The sequence below is a fragment of the Ruegeria sp. H9 genome, assembly GCF_056532915.1.
Genome location: NZ_JBQFNX010000001.1, coordinates 961207 through 980509, shown reverse-complemented (window position 1 = coordinate 980509; position 19303 = coordinate 961207). Strand labels below are relative to the sequence as shown.

25 protein-coding genes are annotated in these 19303 nt (G+C 54.8%); 13 read left to right on the top strand and 12 right to left on the bottom strand.

Annotated features, from left to right (window positions below; all coding sequences use genetic code 11):
• Positions 1-3 precede the first annotated feature (3 nt).
• Positions 4-1956 carry an urea ABC transporter permease subunit UrtB gene (gene urtB, locus ACR0CZ_RS04585; RefSeq protein ID WP_480537052.1) on the bottom strand — a complete coding sequence of 651 codons (1953 nt, stop codon included), beginning with the start codon at positions 1954-1956 and terminating at the stop codon, positions 4-6.
• 63 nt (positions 1957-2019) lie between these two features.
• Positions 2020-3300: an urea ABC transporter substrate-binding protein gene (gene urtA, locus ACR0CZ_RS04580; RefSeq protein ID WP_170392782.1), complete on the bottom strand. Its 1281-nt coding sequence runs from the start codon at positions 3298-3300 to the stop codon at positions 2020-2022.
• A 443-nt stretch (positions 3301-3743) separates the two neighbouring features.
• Between urtA and ACR0CZ_RS04575 the strand changes: the two genes are divergently transcribed.
• The 9 genes from ACR0CZ_RS04575 (at position 3744) to ureG (ending at position 9092) form a co-directional block, all read left to right on the top strand.
• On the top strand, positions 3744-4511 hold the full coding sequence (locus ACR0CZ_RS04575) for an urease accessory protein UreD (RefSeq protein ID WP_480503672.1): 768 nt from the start codon (positions 3744-3746) through the stop codon (positions 4509-4511).
• Position 4512: 1 nt separating this feature from the next.
• Positions 4513-4815, top strand: a complete 303-nt coding sequence (locus ACR0CZ_RS04570) for an urease subunit gamma (protein WP_170392784.1) — start codon at positions 4513-4515, stop codon at positions 4813-4815.
• A 14-nt stretch (positions 4816-4829) separates the two neighbouring features.
• Positions 4830-4991 (top strand): peptidase M23, encoded by a 162-nt coding sequence (locus ACR0CZ_RS04565; RefSeq protein WP_170392785.1) that lies wholly within the window; start codon positions 4830-4832, stop codon positions 4989-4991.
• Complete coding sequence (locus tag ACR0CZ_RS04560; protein WP_480537053.1) at positions 4988-5293, top strand: urease subunit beta; 306 nt, start codon at positions 4988-4990, stop codon at positions 5291-5293. Before ACR0CZ_RS04565 ends, ACR0CZ_RS04560 begins: the two co-directional genes overlap by 4 nt.
• Complete coding sequence (gene ureC, locus ACR0CZ_RS04555) at positions 5293-7002, top strand: urease subunit alpha (RefSeq protein WP_170465177.1); 1710 nt, start codon at positions 5293-5295, stop codon at positions 7000-7002. The genes ACR0CZ_RS04560 and ureC overlap by 1 nt, the downstream gene beginning before the upstream one ends.
• 121 nt (positions 7003-7123) lie before the next feature.
• Positions 7124-7348, top strand: coding sequence for a DUF1127 domain-containing protein (locus ACR0CZ_RS04550; RefSeq protein ID WP_170392788.1), 225 nt, complete (start codon positions 7124-7126; stop codon positions 7346-7348).
• Between the two features lie 28 nt (positions 7349-7376).
• Entirely contained in the window at positions 7377-7829 is a 453-nt protein-coding gene (locus tag ACR0CZ_RS04545; RefSeq protein ID WP_170392789.1) for an urease accessory protein UreE, read from the top strand.
• The gene (locus tag ACR0CZ_RS04540; RefSeq protein ID WP_170392790.1) at positions 7813-8466 is read left to right on the top strand and encodes an urease accessory UreF family protein; all 654 of its coding nucleotides are present in this window, start codon (positions 7813-7815) and stop codon (positions 8464-8466) included. Before ACR0CZ_RS04545 ends, ACR0CZ_RS04540 begins: the two co-directional genes overlap by 17 nt.
• Complete coding sequence (gene ureG / locus ACR0CZ_RS04535) at positions 8463-9092, top strand: urease accessory protein UreG (RefSeq protein WP_170392791.1); 630 nt, start codon at positions 8463-8465, stop codon at positions 9090-9092. Before ACR0CZ_RS04540 ends, ureG begins: the two co-directional genes overlap by 4 nt.
• A gap of 70 nt (positions 9093-9162) precedes the next feature.
• Here ureG and ACR0CZ_RS04530 read toward each other — a convergent pair whose 3' ends face one another.
• The 10 genes from ACR0CZ_RS04530 to ACR0CZ_RS04485 form a co-directional block, all read right to left on the bottom strand.
• Positions 9163-10287, bottom strand: a complete 1125-nt coding sequence (locus ACR0CZ_RS04530; protein WP_480537054.1) for a cytochrome-c peroxidase — start codon at positions 10285-10287, stop codon at positions 9163-9165.
• Positions 10284-10589 carry a hypothetical protein gene (locus ACR0CZ_RS04525; RefSeq protein ID WP_170392793.1) on the bottom strand — a complete coding sequence of 102 codons (306 nt, stop codon included), beginning with the start codon at positions 10587-10589 and terminating at the stop codon, positions 10284-10286. Before ACR0CZ_RS04525 ends, ACR0CZ_RS04530 begins: the two co-directional genes overlap by 4 nt.
• 68 nt (positions 10590-10657) lie before the next feature.
• Positions 10658-11464 carry an amidohydrolase family protein gene (locus ACR0CZ_RS04520; RefSeq protein WP_170392794.1) on the bottom strand — a complete coding sequence of 269 codons (807 nt, stop codon included), beginning with the start codon at positions 11462-11464 and terminating at the stop codon, positions 10658-10660.
• A 21-nt stretch (positions 11465-11485) separates the two neighbouring features.
• Positions 11486-12352, bottom strand: coding sequence for a dioxygenase family protein (locus tag ACR0CZ_RS04515; RefSeq protein WP_170392795.1), 867 nt, complete (start codon positions 12350-12352; stop codon positions 11486-11488).
• Positions 12353-12362: 10 nt separating this feature from the next.
• Positions 12363-13667 carry a TRAP transporter large permease subunit gene (locus tag ACR0CZ_RS04510; RefSeq protein WP_170392796.1) on the bottom strand — a complete coding sequence of 435 codons (1305 nt, stop codon included), beginning with the start codon at positions 13665-13667 and terminating at the stop codon, positions 12363-12365.
• Positions 13664-14215 (bottom strand): TRAP transporter small permease subunit, encoded by a 552-nt coding sequence (locus ACR0CZ_RS04505; protein WP_170392797.1) that lies wholly within the window; start codon positions 14213-14215, stop codon positions 13664-13666. The genes ACR0CZ_RS04510 and ACR0CZ_RS04505 overlap by 4 nt, the downstream gene beginning before the upstream one ends.
• A 30-nt stretch (positions 14216-14245) precedes the next feature.
• Positions 14246-15319 carry a C4-dicarboxylate TRAP transporter substrate-binding protein gene (locus tag ACR0CZ_RS04500; RefSeq protein WP_170392798.1) on the bottom strand — a complete coding sequence of 358 codons (1074 nt, stop codon included), beginning with the start codon at positions 15317-15319 and terminating at the stop codon, positions 14246-14248.
• A gap of 35 nt (positions 15320-15354) precedes the next feature.
• On the bottom strand, positions 15355-15810 hold the full coding sequence (locus tag ACR0CZ_RS04495; RefSeq protein ID WP_480537055.1) for an OsmC family protein: 456 nt from the start codon (positions 15808-15810) through the stop codon (positions 15355-15357).
• Between the two features lie 18 nt (positions 15811-15828).
• Positions 15829-16494 (bottom strand): malonic semialdehyde reductase, encoded by a 666-nt coding sequence (locus ACR0CZ_RS04490; RefSeq protein WP_170392800.1) that lies wholly within the window; start codon positions 16492-16494, stop codon positions 15829-15831.
• Positions 16491-17375, bottom strand: a complete 885-nt coding sequence (locus ACR0CZ_RS04485; RefSeq protein ID WP_170392801.1) for a fumarylacetoacetate hydrolase family protein — start codon at positions 17373-17375, stop codon at positions 16491-16493. The genes ACR0CZ_RS04490 and ACR0CZ_RS04485 overlap by 4 nt, the downstream gene beginning before the upstream one ends.
• Positions 17376-17459: 84 nt before the next feature.
• On the opposite strand from ACR0CZ_RS04485, the gene ACR0CZ_RS04480 reads away from it, so the two are divergent.
• The 4 genes from ACR0CZ_RS04480 to ACR0CZ_RS04465 all read left to right on the top strand — a co-directional run bounded on the left by ACR0CZ_RS04480 (position 17460) and on the right by ACR0CZ_RS04465 (position 19234).
• Positions 17460-17846, top strand: a complete 387-nt coding sequence (locus tag ACR0CZ_RS04480) for a YciI family protein (RefSeq protein WP_170392802.1) — start codon at positions 17460-17462, stop codon at positions 17844-17846.
• Positions 17847-17897: 51 nt separating this feature from the next.
• Positions 17898-18554, top strand: coding sequence for a GntR family transcriptional regulator (locus tag ACR0CZ_RS04475; protein ID WP_255611858.1), 657 nt, complete (start codon positions 17898-17900; stop codon positions 18552-18554).
• A gap of 1 nt (position 18555) precedes the next feature.
• The gene (locus tag ACR0CZ_RS04470; RefSeq protein ID WP_480503682.1) at positions 18556-18735 is read left to right on the top strand and encodes a hypothetical protein; all 180 of its coding nucleotides are present in this window, start codon (positions 18556-18558) and stop codon (positions 18733-18735) included.
• A gap of 157 nt (positions 18736-18892) precedes the next feature.
• Positions 18893-19234, top strand: a complete 342-nt coding sequence (locus tag ACR0CZ_RS04465; protein ID WP_480503684.1) for a dienelactone hydrolase family protein — start codon at positions 18893-18895, stop codon at positions 19232-19234.
• Positions 19235-19303: the final 69 nt, after the last annotated feature.

The following is a 19303-nucleotide window of genomic DNA, read 5'->3' as shown; positions in this document are numbered from 1 at the left end:
GGCTCAATCCCCCGCCGCGCGACCCTTGAGGGCGATAATGCCCCGCGGCCGAAACTGGATGAAAATGATGATGAAGATGATCATGTAGGTTTGGGCCGCGAGGGTGTTCGACGGGTTCATCCACTCGATCCCCTTCTGCAGGAAGCCGATCATACCCGCACCTGCAAGCGCCCCCCAGATGTTACCAACCCCGCCCACAACCACTGTCATGAAACTTTGCACGATATAGTCGCTGCCCAGATCGGACGTGACCTTGGCGAATAGGCCAATCGCGACCCCGGCGATGCCGGCAATGCCGGAGCCAAGCCCAAAGGTCAGCATATTCACTCGCCCGGGATTAATCCCCATTGACGCCGCCATGCGCGAGTTCTGCGTTACTGCACGCATCTCAAGCCCTAGCCTCGTCCGTTTGATGATGTAGAGGAAAAGTCCCAGAAAAATAAGCGCCAGAACGAAGATCGCAATGCGGATGTAGCTGATTGAAACCACGTCATTCAGCATCCACGAACCATCCAACCAATCGGGAGCAGTCAGCGGGCGCGCCTGCGTGCCAAAGATATTCTTGGCCAGCTGCTGTAGGGCAATTGAGATGCCGAACGTTGCCAGCAACGTCTCCAATGGGCGAGCGTAAAGCCAGCGGATCACCAACCGCTCCATAGCGACGCCCATCGCGAAGGTGACAGCAAAAGCAATTGGAATAGCAACCATGATCGAAAGCGTATGATCAGGGATAATCTGCTGCACCACGTAGCCGGTATAAGCACCCATCATGATGAACTCGCCATGGGCCATGTTGATCACGCCCATCACGCCGAAGGTGATGGCCAGACCGATGGCGGCGAGGAAATAGATCGACGCCAGTGAGATCGCGTCCAGCGTCAGGTCGAGTGTTTGGTTCAGGCCGACCTTCAGTTCGATCTGTTGCAGGGCTTTCTCTGCTGCTTCAGTGACCTCGGCAGATGGCTCACTGTAGGTTTCGAAGAATACATGCGTGTTAACTGCAGCGTTGACATCCGTCTTCGTGACCAAGGCTGGCACAGTCCCCGCCTCTGCCAGAGAGGTATACGCACGCGCGCGCATTGTATCTGAATTCAACTGTGCGACGGGAGTACCACCTACACGACCACCTTCTATATTGGCCGCCAGTGCCGATCTGATATCTTCCGCCGAAACACGCGGTGCGGCAAGGTTACCTGCAACGAGCAAGTCATATGCTTCGTCAGACGTTAAGGCGTCTGAGCCCGCTTCAAGAATAACGGCGACGTTCAGGTCCTGGGGCAATTCGGTAGCGGCTTGGCGGGCAGTGACGAGCAACGGGTTCAGAGCCGCACGAACGTCTACGCCCAGATCGCCGGACATTTCTTTGATCGCCGCCACGCGGGCTGCGGTATCTTCGTCAAAACCAATCGTCAGCAACCGTTCCAGCCGCTGCTTTTGCGCCTTCAACTCTGCTTCGGGTTCATCCCCTATCGAAGCGCGAAGTGGCTCCAAGAGTGCACTTTCGGGATCACGTTGGATGGATTGCAATGCGGCCAGACGTTTTGCGCGATCCGGATCGGTCAGTTGGAACCGGACCAGAGCGGTCCCGATCATCGCGCGGATACCGCTGTTGGGCTTCAGCTGCCTAAGCTCGGATTTCTCAAACGTACCGACGACTTCTCCGGTATCGAAGTCGGTCAATTCATACGACCGCCCCTCTCCTTTCTGGCCAGAAAAGAACAGACCGTCCGACTTGCGCATCCACATGTTCTTGGCTGCCCATGTCTCAAGCATCACTTGCGCCTGAGGCAAGCCGCTTGACGCAATCGCATCAATCGCCGGTTTGATCGTCTTGCGCGAGCTTTTGGCGATGATCTCCTGATGCTCTTGCAGGATCGGTTGCAGACCGACCTCTTGTGCGTTGGCAGTCAGGCAGGCGCACAGGATTGCGAGGCCCGCAAGGAAAAGTCGTACCATGTGGTGAAACCCGAATGTCTTTATTTTAGCAAGGCGGGCAAACAAACCCGCCTTGCGTGTCGGTTAGTAGTTCGACAGGGTCTGAACGCAGGTCTTGGTCTCGGTGTTGTACATACCGCAACCCAGCTCTTTCCAATCCGAGACGAGCACAGCCGACTCCGGCAGGAAGTCGGTCCAGGCGTCACCCGGCACGACGTCGGTTTCGCTGATGATATCGAACTGACCGTCTTCTTGAATTTCACCGATCAGAACCGGTTTCGCGAGGTGATGGTTCGGCAGCATCACAGCGGTGCCTCCGGTCAGGTTCGGGAATTCCTGCCCATACATCGCGGCGCGCACGGCATCGACCTCGGTCGAACCGGCCTCGGTCGCGGCGTTTACCCACATGTTGAAGCCGATGTAATGCGCCTCCATCGGGTCATTGGTCACACGTTCATCACCCATGGTGGCTTTCCAGGTGTCCACAAATTCCGCGTTGGCCTCAGTATCCGCCGACTGGAAGTAGTTCCAAGCGGCAAGGTGACCGACGAGGTTGGTGGTGTCCAAACCGGACAGTTCTTCCTCACCGACCGAGAAGGCCACGACCGGAATGTCATCTGCCGAAACACCAGCCGCTGCCAATTCCTTGTAAAAACCAATATTGGCGTCACCATTGATGGTCGAGATCACACCGACTTTTTTACCATCCGCGCCCAGCGCGACCACGTCCGCCACGATCTTGGACCAGTCGGAATGGCCGAAAGGCGTGTAATTAACGAAGATATCTGCTTCCGCGATACCTTTTTGCTTCAGATAGCTTTCCAAGATATTGTTGGTGGTCCTGGGGTAGACATAGTCTGTGCCGAGCAGAGCGAATTTCTCGACCCCCAGTTCCTCCAGGAAATAGTCCGTGGCGGGGATGGCCTGTTGGTTCGGAGCAGCACCGGTATAAAAGACGTTTTTAGAGCTTTCTTCGCCCTCATACTGGACCGGATAGAACAGAAGACCGTTTAGCTCCTCGATCACTGGCAGAACCGACTTGCGGCTCACCGAAGTCCAATTGCCAAAGATTACATCCACCTCGTGGACGGTTAGCAGCTCACGCGCTTTTTCGGCAAACAGAGGCCAGTCAGAGGCCGGGTCGACCACGACAGCTTCAAGCTGTTTACCCAGCAGACCGCCCTTGGCGTTTTGCTGGTCAATCAGCATCAGCATGGTGTCTTTCAACGTCGTTTCCGAGATCGCCATCGTACCGGAAAGCGAATGCAGCACTCCAACCTTGATCGTGTCTTCGGTCGACAAGGCGGCGGTGGCCATGACAGCAAATACTGCCGATCCGGCGAGTGTGGATTTGAGCGATTTCATGTGATCCTCCTGGCGGGGCCGGGAGAGAGGGCTTGCACAAAGGCACACTCTTCTTCTACCTGATCCCCGCAACTGTTGTTGCGTTCCGTGTGGCGGTTGTGTTCGAGGTCCAATTCGCGCAGCCGTCACACACCCCCGGGTCGTTTCCGCGGTGGCACCCATACGGTTTCTGCATCGCAGCAAGCTTGGCAACTTACCTTTAACCCAATTCGGAAAATCGGCGCGATGCGCCTAATTTTTCATCCAAGACCGGGGTCGCTGTCTAAAATTTAGACGCGCGATGTCGAATTAAGCAGATTTCGACACTGTAGATTAGTGTTCCGCCCCTTCAACAGAGAAACAAGTGGCACCAATCAAAGCTCCAAAGGTGCCCTATTACCCACGTTGCAGCCATATTGCCTATGCACAGTGCTATTCCACCGCGCGCTGCAGGCGCCGTCAGTTTGAGTACCAAGCAATTGGGTGACAGGACGGTGCTGAACAAGTTTCGCCAGTCCGGGTCTTATAAATGTCTGTTCCCCAGAACCAACACACCTGATCTTGACGCGGTTCTTCTTAACACGGCAGGCGGCGTAACCGGAGGCGACTCATTTCGACTTTCCGGTAAGGCAGCAAAAGGAACGGCGCTGACTTTGACAACACAAGCCTGCGAGCGCGCCTACAAGGCCAAGCCGCAAGAACGTGGCCAGATTACCAGTCATCTGACTGTTGAGACTGAAGCCCGGCTGAACTGGTTGCCGCAAGAGACTATTCTGTTCAATGGCAGCGCTCTGGAGCGACGCCTGAAAATCGAGATGGCGCCAGATGCCGAGATGCTGATGGTAGAGCCGCTGGTCTTCGGCCGTATTGCGATGGGCGAGACGCTGACCGATATCCGTCTAAACGATCGGATCGAGATACGGTACCAAGGAAAAAAGGTGTTCCTTGACGCGATCCAGTTCTCGGGTGATTGGCACAAACATCTGTCCAAACCGCATATTGCAAACGGCGCGGGTGCGATGGCGTTGATCGTCTTTGTATCGGAGTCAGCCGAAGGTCATCTGAATGCCATTCGTCAGATGCTGCCCGACACCGCAGGTGCAACTATGATCCGCAATGACCTGTTGGTTGCTCGTGTTCTTGCCGAAAACAGCTTTGCCCTCCGTCGCACATTGATGCCGATCTTGCGACGGTTGAACAAAGACACGCTGCCTCGATGCTGGATGCTTTGACATGAACCTGACCCCTCGCGAAAAAGACAAACTGTTAGTCGCCATGGCCGCCGAAGTCGCCCGCAAACGCCTGGACCGCGGCGTCAAACTGAACCACCCCGAGGCGATCGCCCTGATCACCGATGCCGTGGTCGAAGGTGCACGCGATGGGCGTTCAGTTGCTGACATGATGCAAGCCGGGGCCGAGGTGATCACTCGAGAGCAATGCATGGAAGGTGTGCCCGAAATGATCCACGAAGTTCAGGTCGAAGCCACCTTTCCAGATGGCACCAAGCTGGTGACCGTCCACAACCCCATTCGCTGAAAAAGGAAACCAATATGACACGCATGCTTTTCCCCGCCCTGATCTTCGCTGGCCCGGCAGCCGCCCATAACGGAACGCATATCCACGCGCACGGCACCGATTATGCGGCGATGGGCGTTGGGCTGGCGGTTGTTGCGCTGGCTGCTGTCGCGCTGATCACAAAGCTGAACAAATGATCCCCGGGGAGCTGTTCCCGGCTGATGGTGAAATTACCCTGAACCCCGACACTGATGCGATCACTTTGATGGTCGCCAATGCCGGCGACCGCCCGGTTCAGATCGGCTCACACTACCATTTCGCCGAAACCAACCCGGCGCTCGACTTTGACCGAACTGCCGCGCGTGGCCTGCGCCTGGACATTGCGCCAGGCACCGCTGTGCGGTTCGAACCGGGGCAGGCCCGCGAAGTTTCGCTGATCCCGATCAGTGGTGCGCGCAGGGTCTACGGCTTCAATCAAAAGGTCATGGGGGCACTCTGATGCCAGCAAAGATCAAGCGCTCAGACTACGCCGCGATGTTCGGCCCGACCGCAGGGGACAAGCTGCGGTTGGCCGACACCGATCTTGTGATCGAGGTCGAACGTGATCTGACCAGCTATGGCGAAGAGGTCAAGTTTGGTGGCGGAAAGGTAATCCGCGACGGGATGGGGCAATCTCAGACCACGCGCGCCGAAGGCGCTGTGGATACGGTCATCACCAATGCTCTGATCGTTGATCACTCGGGCATCTACAAGGCCGACGTTGGCCTGAAAGACGGGCGGATCGCCAAGATCGGCAAGGCGGGAAACCCCGATACACAAACTGGTGTCGACATCATCATAGGGCCCGGAACCGAGGCCATTGCTGGCGAGGGTCGTATCCTGACGGCAGGTGGGTTCGACAGTCATATCCACTTCATCTGCCCGCAACAGATCGAAGACGCGCTGCATTCCGGCCTGACAACCATGCTGGGCGGGGGCACAGGTCCTGCGCATGGGACATTGGCCACCACTTGCACCCCCGGTCCATGGCATATCGGGCGGATGTTGCAGGCGGCGGATGCTTTCTCGATGAATCTAGCCTTTGCGGGTAAGGGCAACGCTTCGCTGCCTGCCGCGCTCGAAGAACAGGTCAAAGCCGGAGCCTGTGCCCTGAAACTGCACGAGGACTGGGGAACCACCCCGGCCGCCATTGATTGCTGCCTGTCGGTGGCCGATGCGATGGACGTGCAGGTGATGATTCACACCGACACGCTCAATGAATCAGGCTTTGTTGAAAATACCGTGGCGGCCATGAAGGGTCGCACTATTCACGCTTTCCACACCGAAGGCGCTGGCGGAGGCCATGCTCCGGATATCATCAAGATCTGCGGCGAGAACCACGTTCTGCCGTCCTCGACCAATCCCACGCGGCCCTTCACCGTGAACACGGTTGAGGAACATTTGGATATGCTGATGGTCTGTCACCACCTCGACAAATCCATCCCGGAGGACGTGGCCTTTGCCGAAAGCCGCATCCGGCGTGAGACAATCGCAGCCGAGGATATACTGCACGACATGGGCGCATTCAGCATCATTGCGTCTGACAGTCAGGCCATGGGTCGGGTCGGAGAGGTTTTGATCCGCACGTGGCAAACCGCTGACAAGATGAAGAAACAGCGCGGGCGCCTGCCCGAAGAAACCGGTGAGAACGACAACTTTCGCGTCCGCCGCTATATCGCCAAATACACGATCAACCCTGCTATTGCCCATGGGCTCAGCCACGAGATCGGGAGCATCGAGGAAGGCAAACGCGCCGACCTCGTCCTGTGGAACCCGGCCTTTTTCGGCGTGAAGCCCGAGATGGTTCTGCTGGGCGGCACCATAGCCTGCGCGCAAATGGGCGATCCCAACGCATCGATCCCTACACCGCAGCCGGTTTATAGTCGGCCGATGTTTGGCGCTTACGGACGGTCGGTGGAAAACTCGGCGATCACATTTGTCTCGCAGGCGGCCCATGCGGATGGGATCGGTGATACACTGGGATTGGCAAAGCAAACCGTCGCCGTCCAAAACACACGAGAAATTGGCAAGCAGGATCTTCTGCTGAACAACGCGACACCGCATGTCGAGGTCGACCCGGAAACCTACGAGGTGCGTGCGGATGGCGAATTGCTGACTTGCCAACCCGCCGAAACGCTGCCGATGGCGCAACGATATTTTTTATTCTGATCAAAAAATGTGCTGCGTTGCGGCGCGTGCAAGGCAGCAATGACCAAATACGCACTTCTAAGTGAGGCCAATATGACAGATATAAAAACCCATGGGAGGACCAACGTTTACGAAGGTCCAAATGGCACACTCAGCAACACATACAAACACGCGCTTTTCGCTGGCCGGTTTAATCGTATCCATCGGGTCGTCAATTTACTCGGCCCTGATCAGCGTAGCCGAAGCTCAATCTCGCGTCCGGCAAGTCGAATTCCTGCAATCGCTCAGCGACGAAGAGCTGAAAAACCGCGGTCTGACGCGCGAACGGATCGTGCACCGAGTGTTCTCGGACTCAATCTGGCTCTGACTATTCCCGCTGCAGAGGAGGTGATGGTATGACCGCCCTGCTCTGCACTGCGCGCCAATATTCGGATCACACGCATGGCGATCCGGCAGACTGTCTCTCGTTGACCTACGACGACCGTTTTTTGCGGCGTAAGGTTCTTACCTGCGAAAGCGGCGAACAGATTCTCATCGATCTCGCGCAAACGACCTCACTGAACCACGGTGGCGCGTTGGTTTTGGACGACGGTCGCGAAGTGGAAATACAGGCAGCACCGGAAGTGTTGCTGGAGGTAAAAGCACCGGACCTGACACGTATCGCCTGGCATATCGGCAATCGGCACACGCCTTGTCAGATCGAAAAGACCCGCCTGTTGATCCAAGTCGATCACGTCATCCGTGATATGCTTCTTAAAATCGGAGCAAAGGTGCGAGAGGTGAATGAACCATTCAACCCCGAAGGCGGGGCCTATGGCCACGGCAGGACCCATGGCCACACCCACTGACGCCGACATCCTGACGCTGACACAATGGTTGTCCCCTGCCTATCCTGTTGGAGGGTTTGCCTACTCTCACGGGCTTGAAGCTGCGATTGACGGGGGAACTGTCGCGAATTCTCGGGATACTGAAGCCTGGATTTCAGATGTGCTTGAACATGGCTCTGGGTGGAATGATGCTGTGTTCGTTGTGGCGGCCTTCAACGCGCATGACAAAGAAGAACTGATCAACGTCGATATCGCGGCGCGCGCCTTTTGCGCGACATCCGAAAGGCTCATGGAAACCGAGTTGCTGGGACAGGCCTTCGGAAATGTCACCAAAGGTGTTTGGGAATTGGACCTTGGGCAGTTCACCTACCCCGTCTCGATTGGACGGGCTGCAAGACTACAAAACCTTCCTTTGCTGCTGACGACCAAGATGTTTCTGCAAGCATTCGCAAGCAACCTTGTCGCCTGTGCGACGCGCCTTGTGCCACTGGGGCAGACCGATGCTCAGCGGTTGATCCGCCAGCTGACGCCGCTGTGTGCCCAGATTGCTGAAAGCGCAAACAGGGCGAGTCTGGACGAGTTAAGCTCTACTGCGTTCTTGGGGGACATTGCGGCCATGAAACACGAAACACAATATTCGAGGATTTTCCGCACATGACCAGTATGAACGGCCCGCTTCGCGTAGGTATTGGAGGCCCGGTAGGAGCCGGAAAAACCACGTTAACCGCCGCCTTGTCTGAAGCGCTGCGCGATGTCTGTTCGGTGGGTGTTATTACCAACGACATATATACTCAGGAAGATGCCGAAGCGCTGATGCGCATGCAGGTCCTGCCGCGGGACAGGATCATCGGCGTCGAAACTGGCGGTTGCCCGCATACAGCAATTCGCGAAGACGCCTCGATCAATTTGGCCGCCGTCGCCGAGATGCAGACACGTCATCCGGATCTCGATATTGTTTTGATTGAAAGCGGAGGCGACAATCTATCAGCCACATTCAGCCCGGAACTGGCGGATCTGACCATCTACGTGATAGATGTCGCTGCAGGCGAAGAAATACCCAGGAAAGGCGGGCCGGCGATTACGAAATCAGACATCCTCGTAATCAACAAGACCGACCTTGCACCGCATGTTGGCGCTTCGCTGCAGGTTATGGAACGTGATGCGAAAATGATGCGTAAAGGAAGGCCATTCTTGTTTTCGTCACTTCGTCACAGAAGCGGGGTCGACGCAATTGTGGATCTGCTTGTGAAAGGCGGAGGTTTAAGAATTTCGGAAGCGAATTAGTCCCAGAGACGAAGAGGCTAAGATAGCTCGCCAATTAGCCCATTCCCAAGCCCTTTACACCAGTGCTTTATTAAGAATCCTTGGAGAGCGTGACCAAAAACGCAACTAAGTCTGCAATCTCCTGCTCAGATAAATTCAATTCCGAAAGAATGGCTTCACCGTCGGCGTGCAGCCTTTCAGTATCAATTTTGCTGTAATGCCGTATCACAGATTTCAGATCATCTAAGCTGCCGTTATGCATGTAAGGAGCGGTTTCAGCCACTCCCCGCAGGCTGGGCGTCCGAAAGGTTCCAAAATCAGAATGGCTCCTGCGTACATTTCGCACGGCCCAGGCACCTTTCTTTTCCGGATCGTCGTTCCAGTCGCTGTCCAGTGTGTAGGGGCTTGAGAGTAAATTGTTCAATCCTCCGAACCGACCTTGGTCAACCTCGGTTTCATTCAGAAAATATGGCACACCAGCGTCATGGAACTCGTTGTTGGAAAACCTCGGACCGTTGTGGCAAAATACGCATTTTCCGCGCCCTAAAAAGAGCTGAAGACCTCGCTGAGCTGCTTCGGGGTATTCCTTAGCCGCTGCAATATCTCGGCGCTCCAAAGCATCGCGAAAATCGTCAAATATCGTCCGGTCGGTGGCTAAGGTCTCCAAGTAAGCAGAAAGAGCTTTTGCAGTATTTACCAGAAAAAGTTCCGGGCTTTGATCCTGGAGGTGACCAAATATGGCTTCAAAATCATCAATGTAGGTACTTTCAGAGATAGCTATCTTTAGGCTTTCGGCACTATGCGCCATCTCTTGTTCTTCGATGATCGGATGCAGGCTGGCTGCCCAAAGATTATCGCTTTTGCCGCCCCAACCATACCAGCGCAGCCCGGCAAGGTTTCGCAGTGATGGTGTGTTTCGATTTAACAAATCACGACCGAGTGCCCGCGCCTCCGGCGTCGTAAATGCCTGATCAGGATCATGACAACTTGCACAGGAAAATGCACCATCGACTGATAACACCGGATCGTTGAATAAAGCCTGTCCGAGCTTGATTGCCGTGGCGTCTTTGGAAAACCTATTGCTTGGATCCGACTGGAAGGATGGTGGCCACGGCCCAAAGGACAACGTCTGTTCAATTTCGTCTTCGGTCAACAAGACATCTGCACGTACTGCCCCGGTCAGAAAAATTAGCGCAGCTGTCATCCACAGCTTCATTTCAGCGCAATTTCTGACGTGTAGAAAACCGATTGGCCACTGACGTCGACATCGATTTGCAGCTCCCACAAACCCGGCATGTGAAACAACATATCATCAATTCGGAACACTCCGCCGTCCAATGCGGTAACCTTGGGAGTATAGTTCATACCATGTTGATGAGCGGGCATGATTGCATCCACACGCATTTGGCCCACAGCAGTTTCACTACAAACTGAAACCAACACCGAAAACGGTTGGGCCAACGGAATTTCGTCGACCGTCAGATAAACCTTGGGTGCGTTTTGAACTTCCGAATTCATGCGTTGCCCCGTCGCTTCACAAGCAACCGCCGCGCTGGACCATATAAGAAACCAAGCAGCGCAGTGGGTCATTCTGATGCCAGCAAACGTTCTGCGTTAGCATAGGCAATGTTGTCTGCGATCTGGTCCGGCAGCAAATCCAACCATTCACGCGAAAAATCGGCATGAGGGCCTACGTAGTACCAACGTTCAGGTGCGAACGTATCCGTACCGACCATGAACCTATCGGGATGGGCTTGGAACGCAGCCCTCCAATCCGGGTCGACACGGCCCCGCGAAACCATGTCCGAACGAAATGCCAGATCGGCCCATAGCCCGGGATAGATGTCTAGCGCATCGACCACACTGGCTGGATCGTCAAACCCAGAATGGGCCCACAATACCCGAGCTTCCGGCCATGTTTCGAAGATCAAATCAACGGCCTCGCGATCACCATGGTGGTGCAGGATTAGGTTCCGCTCTTTCGCCAGTGCAATCATACGTTGGATGACCGGCGTTTTGATGTCATCACCGTAAGCGTGAAACTCGCCGATGGCCTCGTAGTTGTTTTTTGCCAGGTTTGTTTCCAGATACTCGATTACAGTTTCATCGTGCATCCAGGTGTTGATCTCACCGCGACGACGATAAGGGCGAAGCGCCGGAACAACGATGTCCGGTGCCACGGCCAACAATAGCTGAGTGCCATTGTCATCCGAGCTGGAAATCAGCGCTTTACGCACGCCTGCATCTCGAAGGATTTCGACCACCTGTTCAGGTGGAACCAGTTTGACGGCATCGTGGCTGTAGTGAATATGTGCGTCAAAGATCGGTCGCTGTTCTGCGACGGCGGTACTGCAAAATAACGCTGCACTTAAAATGGAGATATGTTTCAGCACCTCAAGCCTCCTCAATATCATTCAGACCCTGGCAAGCGTCACGTCGAAATTCACGTGCAAGAAAGGTTCGGCGATCTTACCAGAAAGCTCCATGCCATCGGGAAATTCTGATGCAGGTCGTTCAACATATGTCATTACCAGATCGTCCCGAACGCCAAAGACAGTATCCTGATCTAAATAGGGATCATTGTCCGGAAAAATCTCCGTCACGAGTGAGCGATACCCGGGGGCTTTGACGATAAAGTGCAAGTGTGAGGGCCTCCATGGATGGCGACCACAAGCGCGCAGAATATCACCGACTGGCCCGTCAGACGGCACGGTGTATTCAACTGGTTTAACTGTGGTGAACGCATATCTGCCATCATCGCCAACTGACATCAGCCCGTGGAAAGAATAGGTGTCCTGTTCTTCATCCTGACTGGCGTAGAGGCCGTTGGGTGCCGTTTGCCAGATATCCAGTTCTGCCCCGGCGATAGGGTTACCTTCGGTATCGCGGATCACGCCCTCTGCAAGTAGAACCGGCCCGCCGTAGTGACGCTTCATATCGCCACCGATTGGCAGCGGGGGGGCGCCCGAGACGTGAAATGGACCTAAAACGGACGAACTGGTCGCATCGGCACTGGAATGCAGCATATCAACCAATGACGACAGGCCCAACACGTCCGAGGCTAGCACGAATTCATGCCTATCCTCGGTTTCCACCGCAGCGCAGCCTTCCAGAAACGCAATCCCGGCCCGCCACTCGTCATGCGTCAGGTTGGTTTCCCGCGCAAAGTCGTGGAGGTGTTTGACCAGGGAGCCCATGATTTCACGCATCCGTGGATCAGTATCTTTGGACAGGTACCCCATGAAGACGTCGGTGATATTGTCTTTGGTGACAGAGCGCATCTTGTCCTCCTTAAATCAGGGCAAGGCTGAGGATCGGGAACTCGATCAGAATGAACAGAACGATCAGCATTACGAACGCAAAGGGAAGTGCGCCCATGAACACGTCCTTAAGTGATATGCGGTCATCGTTAATCGTGGATTTGATAACGAAGCAGGATATACCCAAAGGTGGTGTCAAAAGACCGATTTCAGCCCCAACCACGGTGATAATGCCAAACCAGATCAGCGACATATCAAGCGCTTCGGCCATGGGTAAGAACAGCGGTACTACAATCAGAATGATCGACGCGGTGTCGAGCAATGTTCCCAGAAATAGCATCAACAGAACATAGAGCAGCATGATCGACCAGAAAGATGCGGAATTCCCCGCAAGCAGATCCTGCAGTTGATTGGGCAGCCCGGCCAGTCCCAGCATGCGGCTGTAGATTGAAGCGGCCGTGATCAGGAACAGGATCGCCGCTGTGATGTGACCGGTTTCCAGCAACGCGTCCCAGAATGCGCGTGGAGACATCGACTTGCGGGCAACCGCGATGATTAGCGCAACGAGAGCTCCGGCGGCCCCTGCTTCTACGGCAGTCAACCAACCTGTGTAGATACCACCAAGGACGATGGTAATGATGAACAGTGTCGGCAGTGTTTTGGAAGCTATCTCGCGCCCTGACATCCACTCGGTGTCTTCGACAACGCGGCCACCGACGAATGCAGGGGTGAAACGACCCATAACCCAAATCGCGCCTACATAAGCGATCGCCAGCATGATCCCCGGAATAACCCCCGCAAGGAACATGTCCCCTACAGATTGCTCGGCGACAAAGGAATAGATGATCAGCATCGCCGAGGGCGGGATGATCATCCCCAAAACCGAAGACCCGGCGACCACGCCAACAGCAAAGCGTGGGTTATAAGCCTGCGCCATCATCTGCGGGACCGAGACCTTGGTGAACACGGATGCGGAGGCTATTGACGACCCAGTCACTGCGGCAAAGACGGCGTTGGCTCCAACGGTTGCCATACCGATACCGCCTTTGACCTTGCGAAATCGCATGGTCATGACCTCGTAGATGTCCCTGCCCAACCCGGCTTTTGAGACAATGAGCCCCATGAAAGTAAACAACGGGATGGTTGCGAAGCTGTATTCCATCGCGCTGTCGCCGACCGCCACTTTCAGCAGGTTGAGCGCAAGCGTGAAATTGTCCCGCATCAGCCAGATCGACACGAGCGAGACCACGCCCAATGCGATGGGAATGTAAACGCCTGCGTAAATCAGAAAGACGATGGCTATGACCGAGATCAGGCCAATCTCAATCGGCGTCATTCTGCGGCCTCGTCATGTTCAGGTGCGCGAATTAGATGCGGGCGGTCCTGCGCCGTGACAACCTTGAGCAGGAAGATCACGCAGGCAAGCGCAGTACCGCACGCGATGACCAGTTTGACCGGCCACCATGGCAGAGTAAAAAGACCCGGAACTCCGAAGTAGTCCTGTGTCTCCCACATATGCAGGAACTCGGGAAAGGTTACATAAGCAATCAGACCCATGAAGATTGCGGAGATGGCATTGATAATGCGCCTCAGGTTGGCCGTTAGCCCAGGACGGCGGTGGTGTAGCAGGTTCAGAAACCCGTCCGAGCGCGTCAGCCGATCCACTCTGACTACGTCGGCCAGCTGCAAAAAAACGATCATCACGACCGAAAACTGCACCATTTCATAGGTGCCACGCAGAGGTGCCGAAAACAGACCGCGCGCAATGACGTCGACATTCAGAATGACCACCAACGCAAGGACGACAAGCGTACCCAATGCGTTGGCGGCGATAGCAAGCGAATTGGCGACCCGCGACAAGCCAGCAACTGCGGTCTTCAGCATGAAAGGCCCCTTTCGTGGATCGCCAGACTGTTACTCGGCCGTCCAGTCACGCACTCCGGTAAAACCGGCGTCCTGCAGCTTGCCGAGATAAGCGGCCAGTATCGCGTCGCCTTGTTCACCGTTCTCATTCAGTGTGGCTGCCCATTCCTGTGCTACATTTGGCATTGCGTTGGCCCAGGCCGCTCGGTCTTCGTCCGAAACTTCGACAATCGTCCCGCCGGCTTCGGTGTATGCGTCCCTTGAGGCCGCAGCCCGGTCCATAGCAATGCCGGCCACATGATCACGGTAGTCAATTGCGACGGCCTGCAGAACGCCTTTGACTTCATCCGGCAACTTTGCCCAATAGTCAGAATTCACTGTGATCGTCTTGGAGTTCACGGCACCCAAGTCAGCTTTGAGCATGTAAGGAGCTACTTCGGCGATCTTGAAGGTCTTGGCGGCTTCAGGCCACAGCATCGCACAATCAACAAGGCCGGTTTGCAGCATATTGTAGAAATCGGTCAGGCCACCACGAACCCCCGCAGCATCTTTGATACCTTCGAGATATCGGAGGTTCAGTCCCGCCCCTGCCACTTTTCGGCCTTCCAGATCAGAAACAGCCGAGACCGGCTCTGTACAAAAAACCTGATAAGTATCGAGCACTACACCGGTCGCCAGATAGACTTGGTTCTGCGCAGCGAACTCATTTTGCATCGCTGGGTATTCGCGCGCGATCTCATCCACGGCTTTGGCTACCGCGCGAGAGTCCGATGACACGAAGGGGGTCGACCCCGATATCCCCTGACTGGGCAACTTGGACGAATGGAAGATAGTTGTGACAATGCCGATGTCGCCAAGGCCAAGCTGGATCCCTTCCAGCACACCCTTCGGCTTTACGATCGAACCGCCATAGTTCTCTTGCCAGTTCATCTTGTAGTTGCCGGAGTCGGCCAGCCGCTTGTCCACTTCTGGAATGAAGAAGTTGGTGAATTCTTTCACCCACAAGGCCCGATCGGGATAGCCATCAATCACGACGGCGGAAATGGTCTCTTCTGCTGCAAGAGGCAACGCCATGGTGCCTGCCAGAGCAAATCCCATTAGGCTGCGTTTAGTCCAGTTTTTCATTTCTCTCCTCCCAGAAAGTCGGGTCCTGTCGATTTTTATTGGTTGGTTTTGACCCAGTTGACGGTCAGGTCCGTGCCTGCCGCTTCAAACAGTTTTGCGATGGCGCAATATTTGGCTGTCTCCTCGCCCACGCGTGTCAGCTCCTCCTGACTGGCAGGCGTATCGCACTTCACAGTGAGTTCGATTTCGGGAAACGGAACATCGATCTCCTCTTCCATCAGGACACCGCGCCGATCCAGCCTGCATTTCGCGTCGATTTTCACGGTGCCAAGATCAATTCCCAAACGGTGCGCATTCTTGTGCCCGATGACATTCGTACAGGCGATCAAAGCAGCCATTGCGGTTTCGGTCGGAGACGGGCCAAGATTTGTTCCGCCTCGTTCCACGGGCTCGTCGATAATCACGTCCAGATCGCGAATTGGTATCTCAGTCCGCGCGTGTGTCGGGCATTGAGCTGTCGTACGGTAGGTTACGACAGGTTTCACTTTCATCGCCACAGGATCACCTCCTCATGCATAAGAGCAAACCTTTTCGAATGAGAAGCGAGGCAGCTTGTGAAACAATCCTGTTTCGTCTGCGTAGCCCAGATTGCAAAGAAAGTTCGACTTGAGCGTCGTACCCGCGAAGAATTCCTCGTCGACGATCTTGTTTGAAAAGCCAGACATGGCGCCGACGTCCAACCCAACCGCACGCGCGGCGATCATGAAGTAAGCGCCCTGAAGCGTTCCATTGCGAAACGCTGTATCGGCTACATATTCGGGATTATTTTCGAAAAGTGACCGTCGATCTTCGTGCGGGAAAAGAAAAGGTAATTCCTTCCAGAAGTCCATGTCATAAGCAATGATCGCAGTGACCGGCGCATCCATCATCTTTGGCACGTTCTTCGGCTTTAACGACTTAGCTAGGCGCTCTTTTCCTTCCGCACTTTTAACGAAAACGAAGCGGGCGGGCAGCGTGTTCATGCTGGTCGCGCCGTTGATCGTGATTTCATAGATCTCTTCAAGCAATTCGTTAGAAACAGCCTTGTCGGTCCAGGCGTAATGAGATCTGGATTCGCGGAGGATCAGAGCAATTGCGTCGTCTGAAAGACGTGGAATGCGCTCGCGCAGATCGCGATGATCTTGCTGCGCCTTAGCGCGAAGTGCCTCCAGCTCTGCCCCGGTTGGTGCGCTCATGCTGCGGCCACCTTAGTCTCGGCGTCCTTTTCGTCGATGACGGGGCTGGCGCATATGCCGATGCCCTCAATCTCGACCTCGACGGTTTCACCCGGCTTCAACCAACGTGGATTGGGCTTTTTGGCGTGACCAACACCCGGCGGCGTACCCAACGCAATCAGATCACCGGGTTCGAGAGTGGTATATTCCGAGATCGTGGCGATGACCTGAGGGACCCCCCAGATCATGTTGGCGGTGTTCGAGCTTTGCAGGATTTCGTCCCCCACTCGGCTTTCGATTTTCAGGCCGGATGCTCCCTCCGGCAAGTCTTCCGGCGTTACAGTGAAAGGGCCGATCGCGCCTGTGTCATCGAAGTTTTTGCCGGGCGTCCATTGAACGGTTTTACGCTGATAATCCCGCAGCGACCCGTCGTTAAACACGGTGTAGCCGAAGACATAATCCAATGCGTCCTCTTCCGAGATATGACGGCCGCGTTTTCCAACGATCAGCATAAGCTCGGCTTCGTAGTCGAGTTTCTCGGAACAGGTAGGCCGCACCATAGGTTGCCCTGCCGCCATGATCGAATTCTTCCCACGCATAAACAGCGTCGGATACTCCGGGATATCATACCCGCCTTCCTTGATGTGGTCCGTGTAGTTCAACCCCATGCAAATGATCGTTCCGGGAGCGGCAACGGGCAATGCCGGAGTGATGGAAGACACGGGCACACTGTCTGCCGCGTCAATTTTGGGGGCAAGTGAGTCGGCCAGTTCAGGCTTGGCTATCAAACCCATCAAATCCGAACCGACGACAGGGTTCAAAGCCGTTAGATTCACTGCGTTTTCACCATTTACAGCAAAAACCGCTGTGCCATCCAAAGTCTCTCCCACCAGGTATTTCATTTTCACCATCCATGTCAGTTCACTTGATTTTTGCCTACTATTTTGCAATATGTCAAATAATATCGATATTTTTGGAGGACGCAAATGGTTGCCTGGGCGAACTACAAATCAGAAGCAAAAAGCCGTGGTGCACTTGCTTTGGAACTCTACGTAGTACTCAGCACGCCTGCCAAAAAACCCGAAGATGTAAAGGCGTCGCTACCTGACCACCTGGCCTATCAGACACAGCTTGAACGCGCGGGACAGCTGGCTTTTGCAGGGCCAATGTCGGATGAGACTGGTGAGCACATGCAAGGAATGGGCCTGATTATCTATCGTGCTGACAGTCTTGAGGCTGCCCGAAAACTGGCCGAGGACGATCCGATGCACCAAAGCGGTGCGCGCGAATTTGAACTTCGGCGCTGGATGATCAACGAAGGCTCGCTGAGCCTTTCAGTTGGCCTATCGACTGGAACGAGTGCCCTCAGTTAAGAGCAATCAAGAGTTTTGCCGCAAACAAAGGAACGGTCGGATATGGACGCCATGCTTGATACTGAGGGTAAAGAGACATCAGCCACGCATGGCGCGTATCGAAGGCTCCGCGACATGATCTTGACCGGAGAATTACCTCCGGGACAAAAACTCAAGATCGAGCAGCTTCGGGGGCTTTTGGACACCGGCGCTAGTCCGGTTCGCGAAGCGCTTAGCCTTTTGACTTCGGACATGTTGGTCGAGCGGATTGATCAGCGCGGATTTCGGGCAGCACCAGTCAGCAAGTGTAACTTCGAAGAAATACTTCTGTTGCGCTGCAACCTTGAGGAAACCGCGTTGCGCGCCTCTATCACCAACGCGGATGAGGCCTGGGAAGATCGGCTTGTTTTGCGTCACCATCATATGAAAAAGGCCGGCCAGAACGGCGCGCGTGACTTTGAAGACGCTCACAAGGAGTTTCATATGGCCTTGTTGGACAATTCGAATCTGCCGTTGCTGATGCGGTATTGCTCGCAGCTTTACGACCTGAACATTCGCTATCGCTATCTGGCGGCTGGCGGTTCGAGCTACAAGAAGCGGGACATTGCCGCTGAGCACCAGCAAATCTTGGACGCCGCACTGAACCACGACGCGGACAGCGCAACTCGGCACCTGGTTGATCACTATCGTCGAACAGGCGAATACCTGAGTAGTCAGATGGAGCCCTGAAATGCAGCGGAATTGGTTTCTGGGTGATCTATTGAACCAATTTCTGGAGCGTACTGAAATAGGCGTGGCCAAGATGACAAACGGTCCATTGCCGAACTATGCGAAGCGCTATTGTCTGCCGAAGGTGAAGTTTCAGGCTTCATGCTCGCGTCTACGATCCTATGGCGCTGCCACACCCTGAATGATACGGAGAAACTAGACTATTTTGTCTAGTTGAATGACCAACTTGAGTTGGATGCGGATCAACTTTCTGCGACAGCCCGCATCTACGCCAGTGATCAAAGTGTCAATTTTTATCAAAGGCTTAGTGAAGCTTCAGAGCCAGGGCGGGAAGAGTTGTGGGTTTCTTCTATGGCAGTGGTGTGGTCAACGCAATTGCCGTGACCTACCCAAAATTGGCGGCGGGCGTGCCATTCTATGGTCGCCAGCCAGCAGTTGAGGATGTGGCCAAAATTCAGGCGCCGTTGCTGATTCAGATGGGAGAGCTTGATGAGCGCAGCAACGCAGGTTGGCCGGATTTTGAAGCCGCCCTGCAATCCAACGAAAAGGTTTACCAAGCCTACATCTACGATAATGCCAACCATGGTTTTCATAACGACAGCACGCCTCGTTATGACGAGGAAATGGCAAACCTAGCCTGGTACCGCACCATTGATTGGCTCAACACTTATCTGAAGTAACTACAGTGTACGGCGAAGCGCGCATTGTGTTTTAATCGCTTCGTCGTAACCCTCAGTCTACCGGTGCCG